The sequence below is a fragment of the Rhodopirellula sp. UH5 genome (genome assembly GCF_056839225.1).
The window spans coordinates 4,970,982-4,991,267 of record NZ_CM166390.1 but is presented as its reverse complement, the minus strand read 5'-3'; the positions used below and the strand labels follow the sequence as shown (position 1 = coordinate 4,991,267).

Below are 20,286 nucleotides of genomic sequence, written 5' to 3'. Positions count from 1 at the left end.
TCCGATGGAAAAACAATCGTCCTCTCGCTTGACCCTGCAAGACACGCAAATCGTGGAAACGATCGCAAAATTGCAACGTCGGATCAGCGAACGATTCCCCGACTCGGGACTGCAGCATTTGTGCGGCGAATTGCTCGAGGTTGGTCGCAGTGCCTCGCAGCGATCTCAAGAAATCGGTCGCCCGATTCGACGCATTCGCTTCGCCAGTTACCTGTTGCTCGCCGGATTGATCGGATCCTTGGTCGTTCTGATCTTCTCCATCGCACAACCGGCAACGACGGAGTTGTCCAGCGATGACATGAAGCTTCCCAACCTGATCGCGATGGCGGATTCGTCCAGCCAAGTGATGCTGCTACTCAGTGCCGGCATCTACTTTCTGATCTCGCTGGAAACACGATTGAAACGCCGCCGTGCTTTGACTGCCATTCACGAATTGAGATCGATGTGTCACATCATCGACATGCATCAACTCACCAAAGACCCCGAGCGAGTGCTATCCAATTTCCGCGGCACGGACAACTCACCGCGACAAAAGATGACGCCTCTGGAGCTGAACCGGTACCTCGACTACTGCAGCGAGATGCTGTCGCTGACAGGGAAGATCGCGGCGCTCTACGTCAAGAACTTTGACGACACCGCTTCCGTCGCAGCGGTCAGTGAAGTCGAACAACTCTCGTCCGGTTTGTCACGAAAAATCTGGCAGAAGATCATGATCCTCAACCAGTCGATTGGAATCGCGACTCCGACACGCAACCCCAACCCACAGTGACCATGTCGCCAACCAAATCCCCGAGCCCGAAAACGATTCAAAAGCGACTGCTCGACGCTGCGAGAGAACTTTCCGAACAAGTCGACAAGCTCGAATTCGCAGAACCGGTCACGCACGTCTACAACCCGCTGCGATATGCCTGGGGACTTCATGAACAATACGTGCGCCAAATCGGCGCCAACGCTCACGTGCTGTTCCTGGGCATGAACCCGGGACCGTGGGGCATGGCTCAAACCGGAGTGCCGTTTGGTGAGATCAATGCAGTCGTGCAGTGGATGGGATTGGAAGGCGAGGTCGAACGGCCTGCAAACGAGCACCCCAAACGCCCCGTCGAAGGCTTGAATTGCGCTCGAAGCGAAGTCAGTGGGCGCAGGTTGTGGGGACTGGTTTCAGAGAAATACCCTGACCCGGCTGATTTCTTTCAGCAGCACTTCGTCGCGAACTATTGCCCGCTCGTGTTCATGGAAGCGGGTGGAAAGAATCGAACCCCCGACAAATTGCCCGCCGCCGAACGAGACTCCTTGCAAGCCATCTGCGACGCACACTTGGCAAAAGTCATCACGGCAGCCCCATGGACCGATTTGGTCGGGGTCGGTGCGTTCGCTGAAAACTGTCTCAAGCGAGTCGTGAAATCCATTGAAGGATCCAGCGAACCTCGCACGCCGAAAGCATCGGTTCGGCAAAAAAGTGCCAGCCAACCGCCTTTCCACATCCATCGAATCCTGCATCCCAGTCCCGCCTCCCCCGCGGCAAACAAAGATTGGGCTGGAAAAGTGACCAGCCAACTGACCGACGCCAAAATCTGGTGATCCAGCTGCCCCTGGGGTTTGACCGAGGGTGCAAATTGAACATGTCTCGTCCGCCAATTGGGTCTGCTAGACTGACGCTGTTCGACCATCGGGGGCGGAAATCCCCCCCTCGAAGGAAAATGCACTCGCATGGGGCAACGAATTGGTGGATTCCGTTTCGCAGTATCGCCGTCGCACCCGGCTGACCGCTTACGCTGTCAGTTCCTTGATCGGAATCCTCGTGGTGCTGCTCAATGTTCCCTGGCGGTACACGCAAATCAGCGAGAGCTGGATGGGCGAACCGTTCACGCTGGTGCAACGGGTGCCGGTCTTGGACCCAGACCAAATCGTTCGGGCCGGTTGGCCTTGGCGATACCAAGTGTTGATCGACGAGGGATCCCAAGGCACCTCGGCAAAGTCAAAGCCCAGCAACGCTCTGGCCGCAATTGCGAATCACACCCCACAGTATTGGTCCGGCCGAGCTTTGCTGGGCGACATCCTCTTTGCTTCGGCGCTGATCTATTTCGCGTTTCGACTGTGGTGTTGGCGAGGTGAGCGCATCGCAATTTCTGAAGCTCCCGAACGGACGCGACGGAGATTTGACATCGCCGTTGCCTCGGGATGCTTTCTGCTGCCAGCCAGCCTGGTTTTCAGCAGCAACTGGATTGCCAAGCACCACTTGGCGAAGATTCAATCACTGGAATGCCGTGGTGGTTATCAATTCACTTTTGAAGCCCCTCTATTTCTCGAGAAGAGAATTCCGATCCAACTGCACGCGTCCTTTTTGCGACTGCGTACGGTGGAGCTTTATTCGCCCTCTGAAAAGGCTCTGCAAACGCTGCTTGGCACACCGACACTGCGATCGGTTTTGGTCTTCGATGGGCATTTGCATGAACATTCGCTCGATCCACTTGGTGATGCCATCGAGCTGACCAGTTTGTCGCTCAACCGTTCGCCTGTTTCGGAGAAGGTTTGCGAGGACATCCGAGACTGCAAGCGTCTGATGTACCTCGGAATCGAACAATGCAATCTGGATTCCCAGATGGCAGCGTTGATCAACCAGATGGACAAGCTTCAGCACGTCGATTTGCGCCGCAACCCTTTGAGTCTCAATGCCATCTCCAAACCAAAGTGGGCGTCCACCTGTCGCTCACTGATCCTCAGCCGTCCGAAACCGGGCCAACAGGGACACCTGAATCTGTCCCAGTGGCCGAACCTCGAACGCCTGTCCATTCGCGATTCGATCCGAATCTACAATGATGCGACGCTCCAATTGTCGCTCACGGACATGCCTTCCCTGGAAACGATTGAGCTGGATCGCTCGCAAAAACATTCCTTGCACGCACAGAACCTGCCGCGATTCCGACAAATCGTTGAACCAATTGATCTGATGCTGCTGTATGGTCGTGAGGACCAATTGAATGGCCTGACTCGGTTTGAATCCGTCCACCTGGTGAATGTCCCCAACTTCCGCCGGCTGGAATGTCATGCCGCGGACTTGAAAGAGCTTCGGCTGGAGGATGTCGGTCGCCTGAAAGAGATCTACTTGGGCGTGTACCGGTATGACTCACAGGGCCAGATCACGGCCGAAGATTCGATCGTTGCGGGCGACGATGCGTGGCTGCAACAAATTGCTCAGACGCCCTCCTTGAGCAAAGTTGATTTGGCGGGTGTTCAGTTTCCGCCGGAATCTTACGAACGGCTCGCCTCGCTTTCTTATTTGAAGCACCTCCACCTCCAAAAAGCCAACCTCAAGCACTCTGATTTGGACTGGGTTTTTGGCCTGAACCAACTGCAATCCCTTGCCATCCGCGATTGCCGAATCTCGGCAGAATGGCTTGAGAAATGCCTTGTGCAGCTGCCCAAACTCCGAAGTCTCCACGCCGATCTTTCGGACCTGGATCAGCTGACCATCGCCGAGAATCGAAGCCTGACTTCGTTGGATCATTTCGAGGTTTCCAAGCTGAATCGCCTTGAGCTTCGAAGCCTTCCGCGACTTCGAGGATCGATTCAAATCCGTGGCGAGATCGAGGATTTGCAGTTGGTCGACCTGCCGCTTCTCGATGAACTTTTGATCGAAAGCCCTTGGCCTCGACAGGCGAAGCTGGAAGGGCTCACCAAACTGCGCTACTTCGGCGGTGGCGGTCCCGAGCTTGACGACAGCGTGATCGACCAAATGCTGAAATTCAAACACCTTGATCACTTGATGTTGGCCTACCCCAACATCTCAAAGGAACGACTTCAGGCGTTGGGACAGTACCGGTATCTGACTGGCTTGGAGCTCCCTGGATGTCGTGTGGACGATGACGTGGCGTCACATTGGTCAAAGCTGCTTCGGTTGCGAGTTGCGAATTTTGACGACACGCAGGTGTCTTCGCGCACCTTGCATTGGCTGCGTGCGATTCCGTCGCTTCGCAGGCTCTCCATCGCTCGCGTGCCCTTGGACGAAGATGCAAAACGCATTGTCAGCTCGCTGTACCAGCTGTCTTCCTTGAATCTGAGCGGTGTTGATTTCCCAGCTGAAGATCTCAGACGTCTGCTCACGGACGGCAACCTTGAGGCTCTCGACTTAGCTGGTTGCTCCCTCAGTGAGGCACATCTTCAAGTCCTTGCCGACTCCGAAACTCTCCGCCGCGTGGTCTTGAAGGACTGTTTCTTAGAACCAAAACAGATCGCAAATCTGCTTCAAATTAACCCGCAACTGACCTTGGATTTGGGTGTGCACGACCAGTCCTTCTTCGTCAATTTTGCACCTCCCTATCGCACTCGATTGATCGGCTGTCGCGTTCGTCGGCCATCCTTTGTGCTACCGAGCAGACGTCCAATCCCGTTCCCAGGATCGATAAACAGCATGATACTGGAAGACTCGTCCTTCCCAGATGACAGCAGCGATCTTTCCATGCTGGAAAGCCAAGACAACACGGTGCAGCTCGTGTCGGGCAGTCAGGCCTCGGAGGATCCCCCGGAGCCACACCAACACATTGTCGTGGACTTGGCTGAGTTTCGGATGCAGTCCGAACGTGCCTTCTCAACGGAGTTGTTTCGGTCGGTCAACGAATTGGCGGCCAACGAGTGAGCGACTGACGGTCACCCAATCCAATCCTTGCGTGCCAACTGCAAACGCACTGATCAAGCGACAACACGAATGACTCACGTCATTCCGAATCAAACGATCGAAGTGGTTTTCTGCTGACGAGAAGCCAACCCACCTAGCACGATCGATCCTCCGACCAGCAACGTGAAACCACCCAGGATCACGATTCCGGTTGCGGTCAAACGTTCCCGCAGCTGCCGATCGGCAATGGCCATTTCAACGACCTTTTTGTCGTCTGGCTCAATCCGAATCAGGATCGCTTTCTCGTACTTCGTCTCATCGCCCACTTGGACACTGCCTTCGTAGCGGCGCACCACCAATTCGTCGCGAATCCAATCAACGTCCAGCGGAATCATCTCGGGCGCGGTCGCCCAATCGTGTTGGGACATCAACGCGTCAACGTAACTTTGGACGGCCCCGCGAGCGTAAACGACGAGCAACTCGTCGGCTTCTTCCACGGAATCACTCGGTCCCGACGTCACCACCACGCTGTATTCGTCTCCATCATTCTTGGACGGCTCATCAATCCATCCGGGGCGGTCAGAGGGATAGATCAAATGCGACAGCGGCGCGACGCTGAGTTCAGCCGCGTCATTCTTGTCCTGCTCCAGCTCGACTTTGATTTCATCGTCGGCAAAGCAGTGACAGGTGGTCGAGGGGTTCCAACCTGGCAGACCGCTCAGGAAGAACATGGCTGCCGCAATCGGCAACCATCGGTATTCAGACGGTTGAGATTGCATCGGCTTTCACCCAAGGAGCTGACAATTGAGTCATCACGATCACGCCGCCGGCAATCAACATGCCCGCGGGTTGAGGGACGGGAACGATTTGGTGCACAACCCATTCACCCACCACCGCGACGGTGACCGCCCACAGGCTCAACCGAACGCGACGCAGGGGGTCGACAGGTTTCCACATTCGAAGCAAAGCAAACAGCAACGCGAAGTGCCCCATCATGGCGGCCGCTTTGGGGACGCCTGATTCCAAGTAGAACGAAACGGGAAGCACGGTCGCATCAATGTCTCGTCCCAAACCTTCATCCATCGGGACCATCAAAAAATGACCGAGCACGAACGCGAGCAAACCCAAACAGGCTCCCCAAGACGAGGACACCAGGCGGCGGACCAAGCCTTCTCCGTCGCTGCCTTCCCAGAACTTTCCGATCCCTAGCAATCCGAATGCTCCCAGCCAAATCACCAGGGCCATCCACACATAAGGTGCCAAAGCCATTGGTGTGAACGGGGTGCTGCGCATCCCGATCACGGAACTGAGCAACAACAGGACACCCGCCACAATCATGGAGGTCATTCCCGACGTGGCCCATTCGGCCGACCGTGACAACCGAGTTCGGTCCGACAAGCTGGTTCTCAACAGCGATCGAACTTGAGCTTTTGTCATGGTCGGTTTGACCGCTGGGCGAACATTCGCAACGGCGTGAGCATGGGGGCCGCCCTGCCGCAGGCCTTGCGAATCCGTTGACGTTGGCGAATAGGACGTGGGATCCGACAGCTGCAACACGACATGACGAATCACGTAATAAGGAACATAGAAAAATCCCACCATCGACAGCACCGGTAGCAACCAATGCGTGTTGATCAACAAAATCGCGACCGCAGAAACAGCCAAGACCAATTTGATGCCGGGGGACGTTTCCAACGCTCGCCACCACGCTCGTGCATCTGAAAAACTGTTGCGAACAGCTCGAGCGATCGGTTCTTCCCCTGCCGATGAATTCAGAACCATCGACGCACCGCCAGCGTGTGGCGACGCCAATCCGGCGGCAATCACAGGATCGGCGTGTCGACGTTTCTTCGACTGGAAACGGGAGGAATCGCTGTCGAATGGCTTCGATTCCGAAGTCACCACCTCCGCCAAAACTGGCGTTTGGTCCGAAGGCATCGAAGCCAACGAAAGCATCTCCGCGACGTCACGTGGACGTTTGCTGGGATCCTTTTGCAAGCATCGATGAATCACATTTCGATACGGGTTGGGGACCCGGGACAAGTCCGGTGAGTCGGTCAAATGTTTGACGATGATCTCTTGCGGGGTCTCACCATCAAACGGCAGTTCGCCCGTCAGCATCTCGAACAAGATCACACCGAGTGCATACAAATCGATCTCGCGTCCATACTGTCCCCGACCAATCTCGGGGGCCATGTAATGGAACGTTCCAATGCTCTCGGTGTGCCCACTGCGATGGGACGCGGAAATGAACTTGCTGAGCCCGTAGTCTCCGACTTTGACAATGCCATTGTCGTCAAACAGGTTGCCAGGTTTGATATCACGGTGAACCAAACCGGCCGAGTGCAAATGAGCCACCCCGGCGGACGCACCGGCAAACCAGTGCCGGACTTGCGATTCAAACAAACCGCTGGGCAGCACGTTGCGAGAATCCGATTCGGCGGACTTCGCTGCCTCATCCATCACCTCTCGCAGGTTGGGCCCCGCGACGTATTCCATCACGACCCAAGCTTGGTCATCGGCGTCGCGACACACATCGTGAAGCGAGACCAAATTCAGATGCTTGAGGTTCAAGCAGTGCGAAACACCTCGCAGCTCCACCTCGAGGTTTCTTTGAATTCGTTTGAGCGCGACTTCCTTGCCCGCTTGGCTGACCGCGAAATACACCTCACCAAATCCCCCCACGCCGATGCCACGACGAATCGTGTATCGGTCCAAGACCAGATCGTTGGGGGAATGGGTGAATTTCATCGGGCGAGATGTTGCCAAAGGATTCGAGTAGTCTGCGGGAAGTTCCATTGTATCGGCCAAAGCACTCATCGCATGCCTTTTCATCTAGACGAGAACGTTCCGTCAGGTTCACTCGGACGGTCACACGGGGAGCCCGATGCTCCCCGTGCCAGACGGATCACAGCGATGAATCGCTGTTTTCTTCATCCAACTGAATCGAAACGTAGGCCTGATTGTCGCCACCATCCAGCTTTTGCATGTAGGAGGTGACATCATCGAGCAGGTTTTCGTCCGAGGGCTCATCCAAGTTGATCTCGCCGAAATACTCGACATCGACCTTCATCGTTTCCTCTTCGACGTCGATTCGCGTGGCAATGTCGTCCAGCAAGCGTCGCGTGTCCGACAATGCACTGTCGTCCAGATGCAGTTGCGTGCTGGTTTGCGCCACACGCAGGGCACCCAAGCGAGCCTGCAGGTTCTCCACTTCGACTTCCAACTGGCGTTTGGCGTCCAGCATGGCGTCCATTCGCTCGGAAGCAGCGGCCAGCGAAGCTTCGCGAGCGGAGAGCATCTGCCGGATCTTTTCCGAGGTTTGCTGGCGAGTTTGGAATCGTTTGAAGCGATTGCCCAAATCTGATTTCACTTGGGCCGACGTGTAAGTGACTCCCCCGTAAGAATAAATCGAGCTTTCGTCACGCAAATCGTTCGTCAGCCGTTCGATGTCCGTTTTCGCTTTCGCCAGCTTCTCGTCCGTCGTGGACAACTCACGTTGCAATCGAACCACTTCGGTTTTTTCCTGAGCGATTCGGCGAGCATTTTGTTGAATCTCGGGTTTCAAATCCACGATCAATTGGCGGGCGCGATTGAGCTCCCATTCCAATGGAACCGCGTCGCTGGCGGAATTGGTCAGGTAAGACCACCCGCAACGAGCGTAGCTGCCAACTGGCGTGGCAATGGACAAACCGGACAACAAAGTGGCAGCGGTTCCTGCCAGCACTAGTTTTTTGAGCATCGTTGTTCTCCTGAGAAAACATTTCGTGGGATTTCGGGGCGGAGTCAGTGCCGCATCATCGTGTTCTTCGTTCCAGGCAGTCGCGTCTTGGCAAACGGGCGCAAAAAAACCGAAAATCCCACTTTCCGGGTGAATTTCGGCGACCTGCAACGGGTCCGATCCGTAGAAAGGCTGTGCCTCAAACTCCTGTTTTCTCTTCCTTTCACGTAATTCCCACGTGTTTCAATCGCGTTCAACGTAGGTTTTCGATAAACCACATTGATTCTTCGGCCACGATTTTGCCGAACCTAGACCTGGGTGAAGCCATCTGGAATGGTCCTGGGGAAACAACCATGTCAACTTCATCGCCAACACCGAATCCGTCTGAATGGGTGCCGTCTGATACCGGCTCACCACGGCATAAAATCCAGTGCCTCGACTGGGGACGAATCACCGCCCTGTTCGACGCTGAATCGGTCCACACCGCCTTGGGCGATTGGATTGACACGGATCTTTCAGAAATGGAAACACGATTGTCTGCGTTTCAAACGAAAAGCTCCGTCCTGCGTGGTTTAAAAGAATCGCGTTGAGTCATCTGGGCGATTTCACCGCAATCGCCACCGCCATGAACTTTTCGTGACGTCTTTTCACGATTGGATTGGTCCTCACGCTGACATTTTGCTATTGTCGGCCCCGTTCCAGCTTGGTTTTCCGCTGCCTGGATCGCAAATTCCTCCGGATGGTTACTCGGATTGTTCGGGTTGTAGTTGAGTCGACCACAGAATTGGCTGATGCACGCTCAGTCGGTCGATCTTGCTTGACGCAGACACATGGACCGCCTTCCCGTGGCGTTTCTCCCACTCAATGCCTGACCCACACCCAGCAAGGAAGCTGAGATGAATACCCCTCGTCGTCAATTCTTGGGACTCGCCGGCGGATTGCTGGCTGGTGGACTCTCTCAATCGAACCTCTTCGGACAAGATCCTCAGTGGACCAAACCCGTCCACCGGGTCGCCAACGCCGCCTTGTCCGCACAGAAGGCTTCACCGGCCACCCCCGTCAGTTCCGCGAAAGCCGCTTTGGTTCGTGGCTTGGAAATGGCTCGTCAATCGCTGACACGTTCCAAAACGGAAGTCAATGACTACACGGCCGTTCTGGTCAAACGGGAACGCATCGGTGACACCATCGGCGAACACGAATTCATGACCATCAAGGTTCGCAATCGCAAAGAGGCGAACGGTCGTTTAGTGCAACCATTCAGCGTTTATTTGGCATTTGCGAAACCTACCTCGGTGAAAGGTCGCGAAGTCATTTACGTCGAGAATCAAAACAACGGCAACATTGTCGCTCACGAAGGTGGCTTCAAAGGCCGCTTTTTGCCAACCGTCTCGATTCCGCCAACCGGGATGCTTGCCATGCGTGGCCAGCGATATCCGATGACCGAGATCGGTGTCGAGAACATGATTTTGAAATTGATCGAACGAGGCGAGAAGGCTCTTCAATTCGAAGATGTACACGCAGAGTTGCGCAATGGGGCTCGCTTTCAAAATCGTCAGTGCACTTTGCTGCGTTTGACTCAGCCGACCCGTCGCCCGGACGCGGAATTCCATACCGCCGAGGTATTCATGGACGATGAGCTGAACATGCCCATTCGCTACATTGCCCACGATTGGCCGAAGGCCGGCGGTGAACGTGGCGAGGTGATTGAGGAGTACAACTACCTCAACTTGAAGGTCAACGTCGGGCTGACGGACGCCGATTTTGATCCGTACAACGAAGCCTACAACTTCCACTCGTAAAAGCATCTCTGCTGAAAAGCGGACAGAATGCAAACGGAATCCGATGCGGGGAAATCTCGGAAACAGTCATTGCTCTTATGGGAGTACAATCGGTTGTTTCCTTTTCCCTGCCTTGCCTTTCCCTCGGCCGTCCAATTTGGCGGCCGCCTTCCTTTCGGCCACCCCGGCCATGCTGTTCGCGGAGTCTGATCATGCCGTCCATTTCTCGCCCCGCATCACTCGCCGTGACTTCGATCACAGCGGCATTCATCGGCCTGGTCTCGCTGTTTTTCATCGGCTGCAATGGACCGAGCAACTCGGTCCCACCAGCGAATATTCCTGCGGATGCGATCCAGCAAGTCGTCGGCTCAGCGGACAACGAAAGCCTGGTCTTGGTCAAGTTTGGTGCCCCCTGGTGTGGTCCATGTCGACAGGTCGACAAAGAAATCGCTTCCCTCGCATCGACTCTGCCAAAGGACGTTCACGTCGTCACCGTTGATGTGGACGAGCGTCCAGAAGTCGCTGCGAAATTTGGTATTCAGGGCATCCCCCGAATGTTCTTGGTCCGAAATGGCGAAGTTCTGGCTGACGAAGTTGGGTATCGCTCGGAGTCGGAACTGCGGAATTGGGTCGCAAGCTACCAGTGACCTCGGCCTGAGCCCGTCTGCGTTTTTGCAACCGCAGGCCCTGGGACCTCAGTTCAAATTTGGGACCCACATTCTGGAACGTTTGCCGGATCTTCTCGAATAGTCATCTGGGAATTTCTGCCGCAGCAATCTACGGTGCTGGCTGATTGAAGCACCACGAACAGGCGACCGAGCCTGGCGTTCCTCCATTTGGCCCGCCCGAATGAATTCAGCCAAAGAGAATCTTTCCGGATACGAATCCGATTCGTCGAACACCGCTGCCCAAACAGCGGCCTTCCCCGCCAGCCGCTACGCACTGTTCTTCGGGCTGGCCGTCGCCGGAGGGGCACTGGACCTGTGGAGCAAAGAAGTCATCTTCCGCTGGCGCGGCCTGCCCGGAACCCAAGATGTTCACTGGATCATCGAAGGCTACTTTGGAATCGAAACCGCTGTGAACATTGGCGCGGTCTTCGGCTTGGGAGCCGGCCAGGGATTGATGTTCGCAGCCATCTCAGTGATCGCCGCCGTGGCGATCGTCGCCTGGCTGTTCTTCTTCCAGGCAGCCCGTTCGAGTTGGTTGACATTCGCTTTGGGATGCATCACCGGGGGGATCATCGGCAACCTTTACGACCGCCTAGGATTCTGGTGGGAACCCGGACTGCCCGATCAGTGGCAAAGCGGCGTTCGCGATTGGATTCTCTGGCAAGCGTCGGAGCAATGGAAATGGCCCAACTTCAACATTGCGGATTCCCTGTTGGTCACCGGAGCAATCATGTTGTTGATTCAATCTTTTTTCTTCCCACCTTCGCCGCACAACGAACCTGCTGGCACCGCCTCTCCCGACGATGACATTGCGGCCCCTAGCGAAGGTGCGAAGCCGGCTGCCTCGTGAGAACTTCGTTGATCGCTGCCCCGCGTCACGGACTCGCCCGATTCTTGTGGGTGGGGCGTTGGTGGCTGTTCTGCATGGGGTGCCTGTCGGCGATCCCGCTGGCGATTTACCAGACCGACCTGGGCATGGATCGCTCTCTGGCCGCGATGTTCTCGCCGTCCGATCCCACTCTGAACCAGTACCAACATCTGCAACAAACTTTCGGCGGCAATTTGGTCGTCATGCTGGTCTACGATGACACGGAGCTGATGACACCGGAGGGGGTCGCACGCAACCAAAAATGGACCCAGTCGGCCGAATCGATCGAGGGCGTACGGGGGGTTCTTTCCGTCGCGAAATTGGTCCAGGCATTTGCTTACATCCGCCCTCAGTTCTCACTCCTGGGCGGATCCATCCCATCGAATCCGGAGGCCACTCCAGCACCGTCGAAGATGCTCGCGGAAGACGACCCCGTCGCGAATTCATTTCGAGAACTTTTCGCGGGATACACGCACGGCCGAGATGAGCAGACCGCTGCCATCGTCGCGATGCTTCAACCGGGCCACACCGAGTCAGCCATCAAGGACTTGCAGCGGCTGGCCGACCAAATCCCTTCCCAGCGGGCTCCGGTTCTAGTCGGCGAACCGGTGTTGCTCGATGATGCCTTTGACATGATTCAAGCGGATGGCAACCGACTGGCACTGGGGACAATCGGTTTGCTCAGCCTGGTCATGCTACTGACCCTGCGAGACTACCGAGTCGTTTTGTTGGCCGCGATGGCGATCGCCTGGGCGACGGTCTGCACCCGAGCCTCGATCGTTGCTTTGGGGATGGAAATGTCATTGGTTTCGACCATCTTGATCGCAATCATTGCGGTCATTGTGGTGGCCGCGGTGATGCACCTTGGTGTCCGGTCTCGCGACAGCGGGGGCGAGAACGTGTCATCCAATTCAAGCGAATCGACCGTTCGAGTCATTGCCTTCTTGGCCATTCCGATCCTGTGGACGTGTCTCACCGACGCGGCTGGTTTCGCATCGCTGCTGAAATCGGACGTTCGGCCGGTGCAGCAGTTTGGCGCGATGACCGCCGTGGCCGCCGTAGCCATTGTCGCCGCCTTGATCTGGTTCACCCCTGCTTTGATGAGCCTGCCTTCTGGGAAGCGCGAGCAGTCACATGAGACGCCTCTGGATGATCGACGCTCGCCATCAAAACGATTCCTCGTTCACCTGGTCTCGACCAGCCTGCGTCATCGAAAGCTTTTGTCGATGGCCTCTGTCATCGCCTTGATCTTGTGCACCATCATGGTGACGCGACTCAAAACCGAAACCAGTTTTTTGAGCAACTTTCGTGACAGCAGTCGCATCGTTCAGGCGTACGAGAGGGTGGAACAACAACTGGGTGGGGCGGGCGTGTGGGACGTCGTCCTGCCAGCTCCCGACACCATCACCCCCGAGTACGCAAATCGTGTTCGGGAATTCGAAACTGAGCTGCGTGAATTGGAAGTGGTCGATTCAGTCACGGGGCAAACTCATGGCCTGACCAAAGTCTTGTCGCTCGCGGATGCCGATGAGGTTGCGGCAATGAGTCCGTTGTTGTCGCTCGTCACGCCGGAGGTCCGGCTAGCTGGAATGCGAACCGCCATCCCAACCTTCGCGGACGCGTTGCTGACGTTTGATCCGCCCCAGGAAGGCAGCCAACGTCAATTGCGGATCATGCTGCGCAGCGAAGAAGGTCTGCCCGGTGAAGTCAAACGCAAACTGATAGAGCGGGTCTCCCAGGCGGCTCAGGGCTTTGACGAGCGTTCACTCGTGACGGGCTACTCGGTGTTGATGTCGCAACTGGTCAGCAGCCTGCTGCGTGATCAGTGGAACGCACTGGCGATCGCCTTGACGTTGGTGGGGTTGCTGATCGGAATCGCGACAGGAAGCGTGCGATATGCAATCGTTGCGTTGTTGACCAACACGCTGCCGGTCATGTTCGTCCTGGCTCTGATGGGATTGGTGGGAGGTGGCTTGGATTTGGGATCCGCCATGATTGGTGCGGTCTCCATCGGGTTGTCGATCGATGGTTCCATTCACTTTCTGGCCGGCTACCAACGCGGCCGAGTGGCGGGGCTGGATCCCTCGACCGCAGCCACGGAGGCGGCGACGGATGTGGCGACTCCAATCTTGCTGGCGACATTGGCATTGGTGGTTGGCTTCGGGATTTTGATGACCAGCCCTTTCATTCCCACCGCGACCTTTGGCATGTTGATTGCCGCCACCTTGGCCGCTTCTGCTGCGACCAATCTCATGCTGTTGCCCGCCGTTATCGTTGCCGTCGACCGGCGGACAACCTCCCCTTGATTCCAATCTCACCCTGAAACTCAAGAATGAACATGCACCTTCTCGGCGTCGCCTTGGACATGGACGGGCTGTTGTTCGACACCGAACGAATTTACTTCCAAGTGGGGCAAGTGTTGTTGCAACGTCGTGGGCACACGTTCACATTGGAATTGCAACAAAAGATGATGGGTCGGATCGGGTTGTCAGCGATCGGCCAAATGATTGAGCACCATCGGCTGGATGACGATCCAGTGTCATTGCTAGCTGAATCCGACGTTGTTTACGGTGAGCTATTGCTTGGTGAACTTCGACCGATGCCAGGTCTGGAAGAATGGATCGGGCGTTTGAAAAACAGCGGTTTGCCCTTTGGTTTGGCGACCAGCAGTCGACGCAAGTTTGTGGACCAAATTTTGCCCACCACGCAGTGGGCCAACGACCTGGCATTCGTCTTGACGGGTGACGACGTCACGCACGGCAAACCCAATCCAGAGATGTACTTGAAAGCCGCTGATCGACTTGGTGTGTCGCCATCTCAAATGCTGGTTTTGGAAGACAGTGGCAACGGTGCCAAGGCGGCAGTCTCAGCCGGCGCGGTCACGGTGGCCGTTCCGAACGAGCACACTCAATTGCATGCGTTCGAGGATGTCCACCTGGTCGCCGACTCACTGGCAGACCGAAGATTGTGGGAACTGCTGCCTTCGAAAAGCGACGTTTCGTAAACGCCAATCAAGAAGGGAGTGTCTCGAAGCGACTCAGTCCTTCCAGTCCACGTCCGTTCGAGCGTGCAAGCGTTTGCTGACCTGCGTGTTGCCTCCGGAAACCAAATCCAACTGTTCCAAGACATTGTCAATCGGAATCTGCTGCGCTTCGTGAACCAGAATTGGCGTGACGCCAGGAATCACCACCGTCGTCAAAGATCCCGTGTGAGCAGCTGACACCTTGGGTTCCAACCGTTCTCGCTCCGATTCGCTTCCGACCAACAGCAACAAACGCTGGCGGCCGCCACAGTGCAACAACGGCGGAGAGGCAACTTGCAAAGCGGACTCAATCGTTGTCTGCTCGGTCCACAAGGAATTGCCCCCCGGCTTGCGTTCAAACGTCTGCGTTTCACAAATGCCTGTTTTGACGAGTTGCGCCGTGTTGGTGTCTCGTGAGACGGGAATGGTTTGCGTGTTGGTCATTTCTGATTCATGAGTCAACGCCGCTGCCGCTGAAGTCGATGTGTCGGTGAGATTTTCGGAAGAATGTCGATGCGAGTCGATCACATTTTCGATCACCGGCAAACACTTGGCAACCAAATCGGCCGCCATCGCTTGCTCGTCCCATTCGACCTTGGAGTCCCGCAACGGGCCAAGCAACCAAGTGGACGCGGTCTGCGAATGCAAATCCTCCAGCACAGGATTGAAACGCATTTGGATTTCTTGCGGCATCTCTTCCCAAGGGTTTTCTGTGTCCCGATTGTCACCGGGAACACAACGGATCGCTTGTGCAATTCGAATCGCCATCTTGGTCAGCGTTTCATGCAAGGTCTTCACACGCTCTGTGAATGCCTTCAGTTGCTCCGCAGCTAGTTCCGATGCGATCACATCCAGTTCCATCATCGCCAACTTCTCGACCGACTCGATCTCCATTTCCAGATTTTGCTGGGAGGCTCCCTTTTTGCGTTCTTCGTCTTGTTGACGTCGCAGATCCAAACGGAATTGTCCCAACTCTTGCACCGCGTCGTTGCACCACTTCATCAGCCCTTCGGTGGCTTGCACACTGGAGGTGACATCAATTCGCCCATCGTGCATCCGCACCGAAATTTCGCGGCGCAGCATCACCATTTGAGTTGCAGCCCGACGATCCAGTCGATGCAGAACGTCGCATTCACTCAGCGTCTCTTTCAACAACCGTGTGATCTTGGTTCCTTCCAACAATTCCGGCACAGGAATGCGTGAAATCAGTTCGGAAAGGTGGCGGGTGATCGCATCGCTGTCTTGACCAAAAGGCGACTTCGCTTCGTCCAGGTAAGAAGCGACATCCAGGCCACATCGTTTGCGTAGACGCTCGGCGGTCAGCCCGGCGATCTGCCGTGATTCATTCGGATTCCCCAACCAACGAAGCAACAAATGCCTTGCCGTGGTGGGAGCCAACAGGTTTTCTTCCAAAGCCCGAACGCATTTCAGACGCGACACACCAACCGAACGCAACATTGGCTTGGCGAGCATCCCCGCGTCGGCTTGGTCACTGCGGCGAGCTTCCGCCAGCAAGTCCCCAGCGCCGGTGGCATCCACCCACAGGTAATCCACGATGGTTGCCGCTGCGGAACAAGAATCAGGCAGAGCATGATCTCCATCCACCACCACATACGCGTTGCGAAGCGGGTTTCGTGATGCCGGCACACCTTGCCACTGAATCCCCGAATCGCCGGGATAACTGTTCTCCGGCAACATGTAGTGCCCGATTTCAGACACCGCTGCATGCGAATCATGCAACGTCAGCGGTTGATGCGGATTGCCCTGCAACGACACCGTCGAAAGCAACGGCAAAACCGAAGCACTTTCCAGCCCCGCTTCATCCAACAACGTTCGAATTCGTGGCGCCAGATCCATCACCATGCCGCTGGCGGTTCCTCCCGAAAGAGAACCCACGATGTAAACGGAAGGCACGCGGTCACCACAGACGGCCGCCAAGTGATCAATTGATTCGCGAAGTCCCGTGTCAATGCTTTTCGCATGGTCAACCATCGCCAAACGCCCCAGAGGACGCATGCCTTCGGTCGCGCCGCTGCGCGGCACGTTGTAGATCCAACGTCGGGACAACGAACGAAAATGATCGGTTCGACCTTCTCGGTATTGCTGAGCAGACTTCAGCGGTGTGTGCAGAATGGTTGCGGGAGGGATGCGATCGGATGCCTCCGCCAGACGGGCGGCATGAATGGCGTTCATGTCGGTGTCAATCAACACCGAATGCAAATCCAGCGGGCATGCACTGTGCAGCGTCGCGACGCGACTCCGCAGTTCGTGCAGGCATTCGGCCCCGGCACCGCCGACGGCGACCACCAAGGCGTGACCGGTGACACGTCCATGAAAGATTGCACACCTGGATTGCAAACTTGGCAGATCTTCCACCGCTTCTTGCCGGGTGAGAACGCTAGCCTTGGTCGTTGTCTGAACCACCGTCCCTTCGCGTCCACGCGGGGTGCGGAGAGCCTCGACAAAATCCTTGCAAGATTCAAAACGCCGTTCAGGATCTTTTTCAAGGGCGCGAGCCACGGCCACACGGTCCGCCGCTGGCAACGAGTCCAGCACAGGCGCAGCATGAATGTGTTGGGTCGCCAACTGAGCGATCGTGCGCCCAGCAAACGGCCGCGTTCCCGTCAGCAACTCTTGGTACATCACCGCCAAGGAGTACTGGTCGCTGTTGATGCTGGGCCGGCCATCAAACAATTCGGGCGGCGCGTAGATTGGTGTCAGACCGCCGATCACCGAATGATCGATCTCGCGTAAATCTTTCAGCAACCCAAAGTCGCCCACTTTCACGTGCCCACCAACAAGCAACAAGTTGCCTGGCTTCACGTCGAGGTGCTGCAATTGGTAGCTGCCATGCAGATAGTCCAGTGCATCCGCCGCGTCATGCAAGTACGAAAGCAATGCCGCGCGAGGGATCCCACACGACCCACGGTCTTGGTGTCGTTTGAGAACATCTTCGAGTGATCCGTCGGCCAACTCCGTCACGATGACCAACCGGTCATTCACAATGCCGAACCGCTCGAGCGTTAACAAGAACGGGTGGTGGACCCCCTTGATCCGTTCCAACGACTTCAATTCGCGGGAACCACGCTTGGCATCTTTGGCACCAAAGACAAATTTAACCGCCTTCTTGAGCCCGCCTGGCGCATTGGCGCACCACACCTCACCAAAGCCGCCTTCGCCAATCTTCTTTTCCAGCCTGTAACCGGAGATGGGCTCGTAACCTGGTGCGATCGTGTGGGTTGTTTTGACGGTCATCGGGCGACACTGAACAACAGTGAAAAGACTTGGAAGAGAATGATTTGAGTTGTCGGCGAAGCGGATCACCACCTCGTTTTTCAATCCGTCGGGAAAGAATCAAAGAGCACTGAAGTAACTACGGCAGGCTTGATCCAGGTACTCAGGTCGCAACGTCAAAGGCAATCGACGATACCTGCAAAAATTGGCAACCTGTGTCAGCAAATCTCGTGGATGGCAGCGACGTGGCGGGCGATCGTTTTGTTGGTAGTAAGCCAAGAGATGATTGGCCGCTTCCGGGGTTTCTGGAAACCCCATCTGAGAAGCAACGGTTTTCATCAGCGAACGAAACTCTTCTGGGGATGGATCGTTCACAAAAATTTTGTACGGCACACGACGAAGGAATGCTTCGTCGACCAGATCATCTGGATTCAGGTTGGTTGAAAACAAGATGAGCTGCTCGAACGGAATTTGAATTTTCTTGCCGGTCGGCAACGTCAAGTAATCGCAACGATTCTCCAACGGCACGATCCAGCGATTGAGCAATTCTTCCGGCGCGATGCGCTGACGCCCGAAGTCATCAATCAACAAGCAACCACAGTTGCTCTTCATTTGAAGCGGAGCTTCGCAAATGTTGGAGCGGTGATCGTGGCGGACTTCCAGGTTCTCCATCACCAACTCGCCTCCCACCACAACGCTGGGCCGTTGAATCCGCACCCACCGCTTGTCCCATTCTTGCGACTTCAACAATTGACCGTCGCCTTCTGGCACGGGTGCCTCTTTGTGATAGGCATCGTCCTTGACTTTGATCAGATTCCCATCGTCCAAAATTGCATGCGGGATCCAGATTTCTTGTCCCAAGCACTGCGTCAAACTGCGGGCGATGGTCGTTTTCCCATTGCCGGGAGGACCAAAAAGGAACATCCCGGTGTTGCTGTTGATGGCGGGGCCAATCTGATCGAGCAGTTCGTCTTGATAAGAGATCTTCGAAAGCGAAGCTTGCAAATCATCTCGCTCAATCGGATCCACACCGGCCGCTTGAGCTTCCACACTGAGTGTGTAGTCCGCCAAAGGCACGGGAGCAGGCCCGATGTAACTGCATTGCTGCAGGTGAGTCTGCGCTCGCTTCTGTCCCAACTCGGTCAATGAATAGTAGTAGTCGTTGAACGCAGCCGGTCGCACGTGCGCCACAAACTTTCGGGTTCGCAGTGCATCCACAATTGGCTCCACCAACCGGAACGGCAATCCCATCATCGTCGCCACGTTGCGGCCGCTGATGGTGCCAATCTGATGGATGGATTTGATCGTCAACGCTTCGATGAAGCTGACCGACAACCCGAGTTCATTGAGCGAACGGGGTTCGGCCGGCCAAAACGTATCGTCCGTCAACAAACCGCCAAGCGCGGCGGATTCGAAATTGTGAGTGTCGGTGAGCAGAGCATTCATGCGTGGAGCAAGCAATTGGAGTTGTTCGCAGTGGTACCAAACGACCCTCCCCATTGGGATGGATCCGTCGGCCATGCAAACCTAGCTTGCAATTTGAAACCGAACCGATGTCGGCCTCGATGGTGTACAGAACTCTCAATCGACCACCAGACGCGCCGCCACAACCGATGCAGCCGTCTCAATCCGCAATATTCGGCTTCCCAAGCCAACCGATTCGACACCCAACTCGTTGCACCGTTGCTGTTCCGCCTCGGACACCCCTCCCTCGGGACCAATCAACGCCAAGGTCCTCGGTCGTCCATCGAAATTGGATTGGTCGGCCTCGGAAGCTTTCAACGCTTGCCATGAATCCTCCATTGCGATCAGCGGCGGAGAATTTGGCATCGCAACCAAGACACGCTGCCAAGAGACCACGGGAGACTGCCCGGTGGGCTCCGTTTCACGGCCCGCTTGGGCCCCCGAGATTCTTTTCGCCAACGATTCAAATTCAATGGGCGACTCAATCTCCATCAAGGCGTTGCGTCCAGATTGCTTGCACGCCTCGATCACGATCCGCCGAAGTTTGCTGAGCAAATTGTCGGCTGGAGGTCGCTGTGTCCGCTCAAACACCACCGGGAACACGCGGGCGACCCCCAGTTCCGTCAGACGTTCCACCATCTCTTTGGCGCGATCTGGTTTTGGAAAACCAATCGCCAAGTCCACCGCGACAAGGGGTTCCCGATTCACTGTCTCAATCGCATCGCATCGGACCACGCACTCCCGCTTACTGACCGAGACAACTTCTGCACCGGACTGATGACCGGTTCCATCGAACAACTCGATTCGGTCACCAGGTTGAACCCGCATGACCCTCGCCGCATGAGACGCTTCTTCATCAGGCAATTGCACCACGGGTGCCTGGGTTCGCAAATCGGGTACGTAGTAGCGTCGAGTCATG

At 56.0% G+C, this 20,286-nt stretch carries 15 protein-coding genes; 9 read left to right on the top strand and 6 right to left on the bottom strand.

Annotated features, from left to right (window positions below; genetic code table 11):
- Window positions 1–4: 4 nt before the first annotated feature.
- The 3 genes from UH5x_RS17645 (at window position 5) to UH5x_RS17635 (ending at window position 4,633) form a co-directional block, all read left to right on the top strand.
- The gene (locus UH5x_RS17645) at window positions 5–769 is read left to right on the top strand and encodes a hypothetical protein (RefSeq protein ID WP_047816555.1); all 765 of its coding nucleotides are present in this window, start codon (window positions 5–7) and stop codon (window positions 767–769) included.
- 2 nt (window positions 770–771) lie between these two features.
- Window positions 772–1,578 carry a single-stranded DNA-binding protein gene (locus tag UH5x_RS17640; RefSeq protein WP_482633184.1) on the top strand — a complete coding sequence of 269 codons (807 nt, stop codon included), beginning with the start codon at window positions 772–774 and terminating at the stop codon, window positions 1,576–1,578.
- Window positions 1,579–1,720: 142 nt separating this feature from the next.
- The gene (locus UH5x_RS17635) at window positions 1,721–4,633 is read left to right on the top strand and encodes a leucine-rich repeat domain-containing protein (protein ID WP_482633183.1); all 2,913 of its coding nucleotides are present in this window, start codon (window positions 1,721–1,723) and stop codon (window positions 4,631–4,633) included.
- 89 nt (window positions 4,634–4,722) lie between these two features.
- Here the strand turns inward: UH5x_RS17635 and UH5x_RS17630 are convergent, their stop codons facing one another.
- The 3 genes from UH5x_RS17630 to UH5x_RS17620 all read right to left on the bottom strand — a co-directional run bounded on the left by UH5x_RS17630 (window position 4,723) and on the right by UH5x_RS17620 (window position 8,354).
- A complete protein-coding gene (locus UH5x_RS17630) occupies window positions 4,723–5,391 on the bottom strand; it encodes a hypothetical protein (RefSeq protein ID WP_482633182.1) in 669 nt (222 codons plus the stop codon).
- Window positions 5,372–7,447 carry a serine/threonine-protein kinase gene (locus tag UH5x_RS17625; RefSeq protein ID WP_482633181.1) on the bottom strand — a complete coding sequence of 692 codons (2,076 nt, stop codon included), beginning with the start codon at window positions 7,445–7,447 and terminating at the stop codon, window positions 5,372–5,374. The genes UH5x_RS17630 and UH5x_RS17625 overlap by 20 nt, the downstream gene beginning before the upstream one ends.
- Window positions 7,448–7,520: 73 nt before the next feature.
- Window positions 7,521–8,354 (bottom strand): hypothetical protein, encoded by an 834-nt coding sequence (locus UH5x_RS17620; protein WP_047816731.1) that lies wholly within the window; start codon window positions 8,352–8,354, stop codon window positions 7,521–7,523.
- 332 nt (window positions 8,355–8,686) lie between these two features.
- Here UH5x_RS17620 and UH5x_RS17615 point away from each other — a divergent pair, with 332 nt between their 5' ends.
- From UH5x_RS17615 to UH5x_RS17590, 6 genes are all read left to right on the top strand, one after another.
- Window positions 8,687–8,923, top strand: coding sequence for a hypothetical protein (locus UH5x_RS17615; RefSeq protein WP_047816730.1), 237 nt, complete (start codon window positions 8,687–8,689; stop codon window positions 8,921–8,923).
- Between the two features lie 306 nt (window positions 8,924–9,229).
- Window positions 9,230–10,132: a DUF1571 domain-containing protein gene (locus UH5x_RS17610; RefSeq protein ID WP_047816551.1), complete on the top strand. Its 903-nt coding sequence runs from the start codon at window positions 9,230–9,232 to the stop codon at window positions 10,130–10,132.
- Window positions 10,133–10,323: 191 nt separating this feature from the next.
- Window positions 10,324–10,758, top strand: a complete 435-nt coding sequence (locus tag UH5x_RS17605; RefSeq protein WP_083435124.1) for a thioredoxin family protein — start codon at window positions 10,324–10,326, stop codon at window positions 10,756–10,758.
- Window positions 10,759–10,960: 202 nt separating this feature from the next.
- Complete coding sequence (locus UH5x_RS17600) at window positions 10,961–11,629, top strand: signal peptidase II (protein ID WP_047816549.1); 669 nt, start codon at window positions 10,961–10,963, stop codon at window positions 11,627–11,629.
- A complete protein-coding gene (locus UH5x_RS17595) occupies window positions 11,626–13,953 on the top strand; it encodes an efflux RND transporter permease subunit (protein WP_482633180.1) in 2,328 nt (775 codons plus the stop codon). Before UH5x_RS17600 ends, UH5x_RS17595 begins: the two co-directional genes overlap by 4 nt.
- A 32-nt stretch (window positions 13,954–13,985) precedes the next feature.
- A complete protein-coding gene (locus tag UH5x_RS17590; protein WP_047816729.1) occupies window positions 13,986–14,651 on the top strand; it encodes an HAD family hydrolase in 666 nt (221 codons plus the stop codon).
- 33 nt (window positions 14,652–14,684) lie between these two features.
- Here the strand turns inward: UH5x_RS17590 and UH5x_RS17585 are convergent, their stop codons facing one another.
- From UH5x_RS17585 to UH5x_RS17575, 3 genes are all read right to left on the bottom strand, one after another.
- Window positions 14,685–17,924 carry a serine/threonine protein kinase gene (locus UH5x_RS17585; RefSeq protein WP_482633179.1) on the bottom strand — a complete coding sequence of 1,080 codons (3,240 nt, stop codon included), beginning with the start codon at window positions 17,922–17,924 and terminating at the stop codon, window positions 14,685–14,687.
- 99 nt (window positions 17,925–18,023) lie between these two features.
- Complete coding sequence (locus UH5x_RS17580) at window positions 18,024–19,349, bottom strand: ATP-binding protein (RefSeq protein WP_390173959.1); 1,326 nt, start codon at window positions 19,347–19,349, stop codon at window positions 18,024–18,026.
- Between the two features lie 135 nt (window positions 19,350–19,484).
- Window positions 19,485–20,285, bottom strand: a complete 801-nt coding sequence (locus UH5x_RS17575) for a 16S rRNA (uracil(1498)-N(3))-methyltransferase (protein ID WP_482633178.1) — start codon at window positions 20,283–20,285, stop codon at window positions 19,485–19,487.
- Between the last annotated feature and the right edge of the window lies 1 nt (window position 20,286).

Bases quoted from the DNA above. Each gene is read 5' to 3' on its own strand.
- UH5x_RS17645 (WP_047816555.1), top strand. From the start codon at position 5: ATGGAAAAACAATCGTCCTCTCGCTTGACCCTGCAAGACACGCAAATC.
- UH5x_RS17640 (WP_482633184.1), top strand. From the start codon at position 772: ATGTCGCCAACCAAATCCCCGAGCCCGAAAACGATTCAAAAGCGACTG.
- UH5x_RS17630 (WP_482633182.1), bottom strand. From the start codon at position 5,391: ATGCAATCTCAACCGTCTGAATACCGATGGTTGCCGATTGCGGCAGCC.
- UH5x_RS17625 (WP_482633181.1), bottom strand. From the start codon at position 7,447: ATGAAAAGGCATGCGATGAGTGCTTTGGCCGATACAATGGAACTTCCC.
- UH5x_RS17620 (WP_047816731.1), bottom strand. From the start codon at position 8,354: ATGCTCAAAAAACTAGTGCTGGCAGGAACCGCTGCCACTTTGTTGTCC.
- UH5x_RS17615 (WP_047816730.1), top strand. From the start codon at position 8,687: ATGTCAACTTCATCGCCAACACCGAATCCGTCTGAATGGGTGCCGTCT.
- UH5x_RS17610 (WP_047816551.1), top strand. From the start codon at position 9,230: ATGAATACCCCTCGTCGTCAATTCTTGGGACTCGCCGGCGGATTGCTG.
- UH5x_RS17605 (WP_083435124.1), top strand. From the start codon at position 10,324: ATGCCGTCCATTTCTCGCCCCGCATCACTCGCCGTGACTTCGATCACA.
- UH5x_RS17600 (WP_047816549.1), top strand. From the start codon at position 10,961: ATGAATTCAGCCAAAGAGAATCTTTCCGGATACGAATCCGATTCGTCG.
- UH5x_RS17590 (WP_047816729.1), top strand. From the start codon at position 13,986: ATGCACCTTCTCGGCGTCGCCTTGGACATGGACGGGCTGTTGTTCGAC.
- UH5x_RS17585 (WP_482633179.1), bottom strand. From the start codon at position 17,924: ATGACCGTCAAAACAACCCACACGATCGCACCAGGTTACGAGCCCATC.
- UH5x_RS17580 (WP_390173959.1), bottom strand. From the start codon at position 19,349: ATGAATGCTCTGCTCACCGACACTCACAATTTCGAATCCGCCGCGCTT.
- UH5x_RS17575 (WP_482633178.1), bottom strand. From the start codon at position 20,285: ATGACTCGACGCTACTACGTACCCGATTTGCGAACCCAGGCACCCGTG.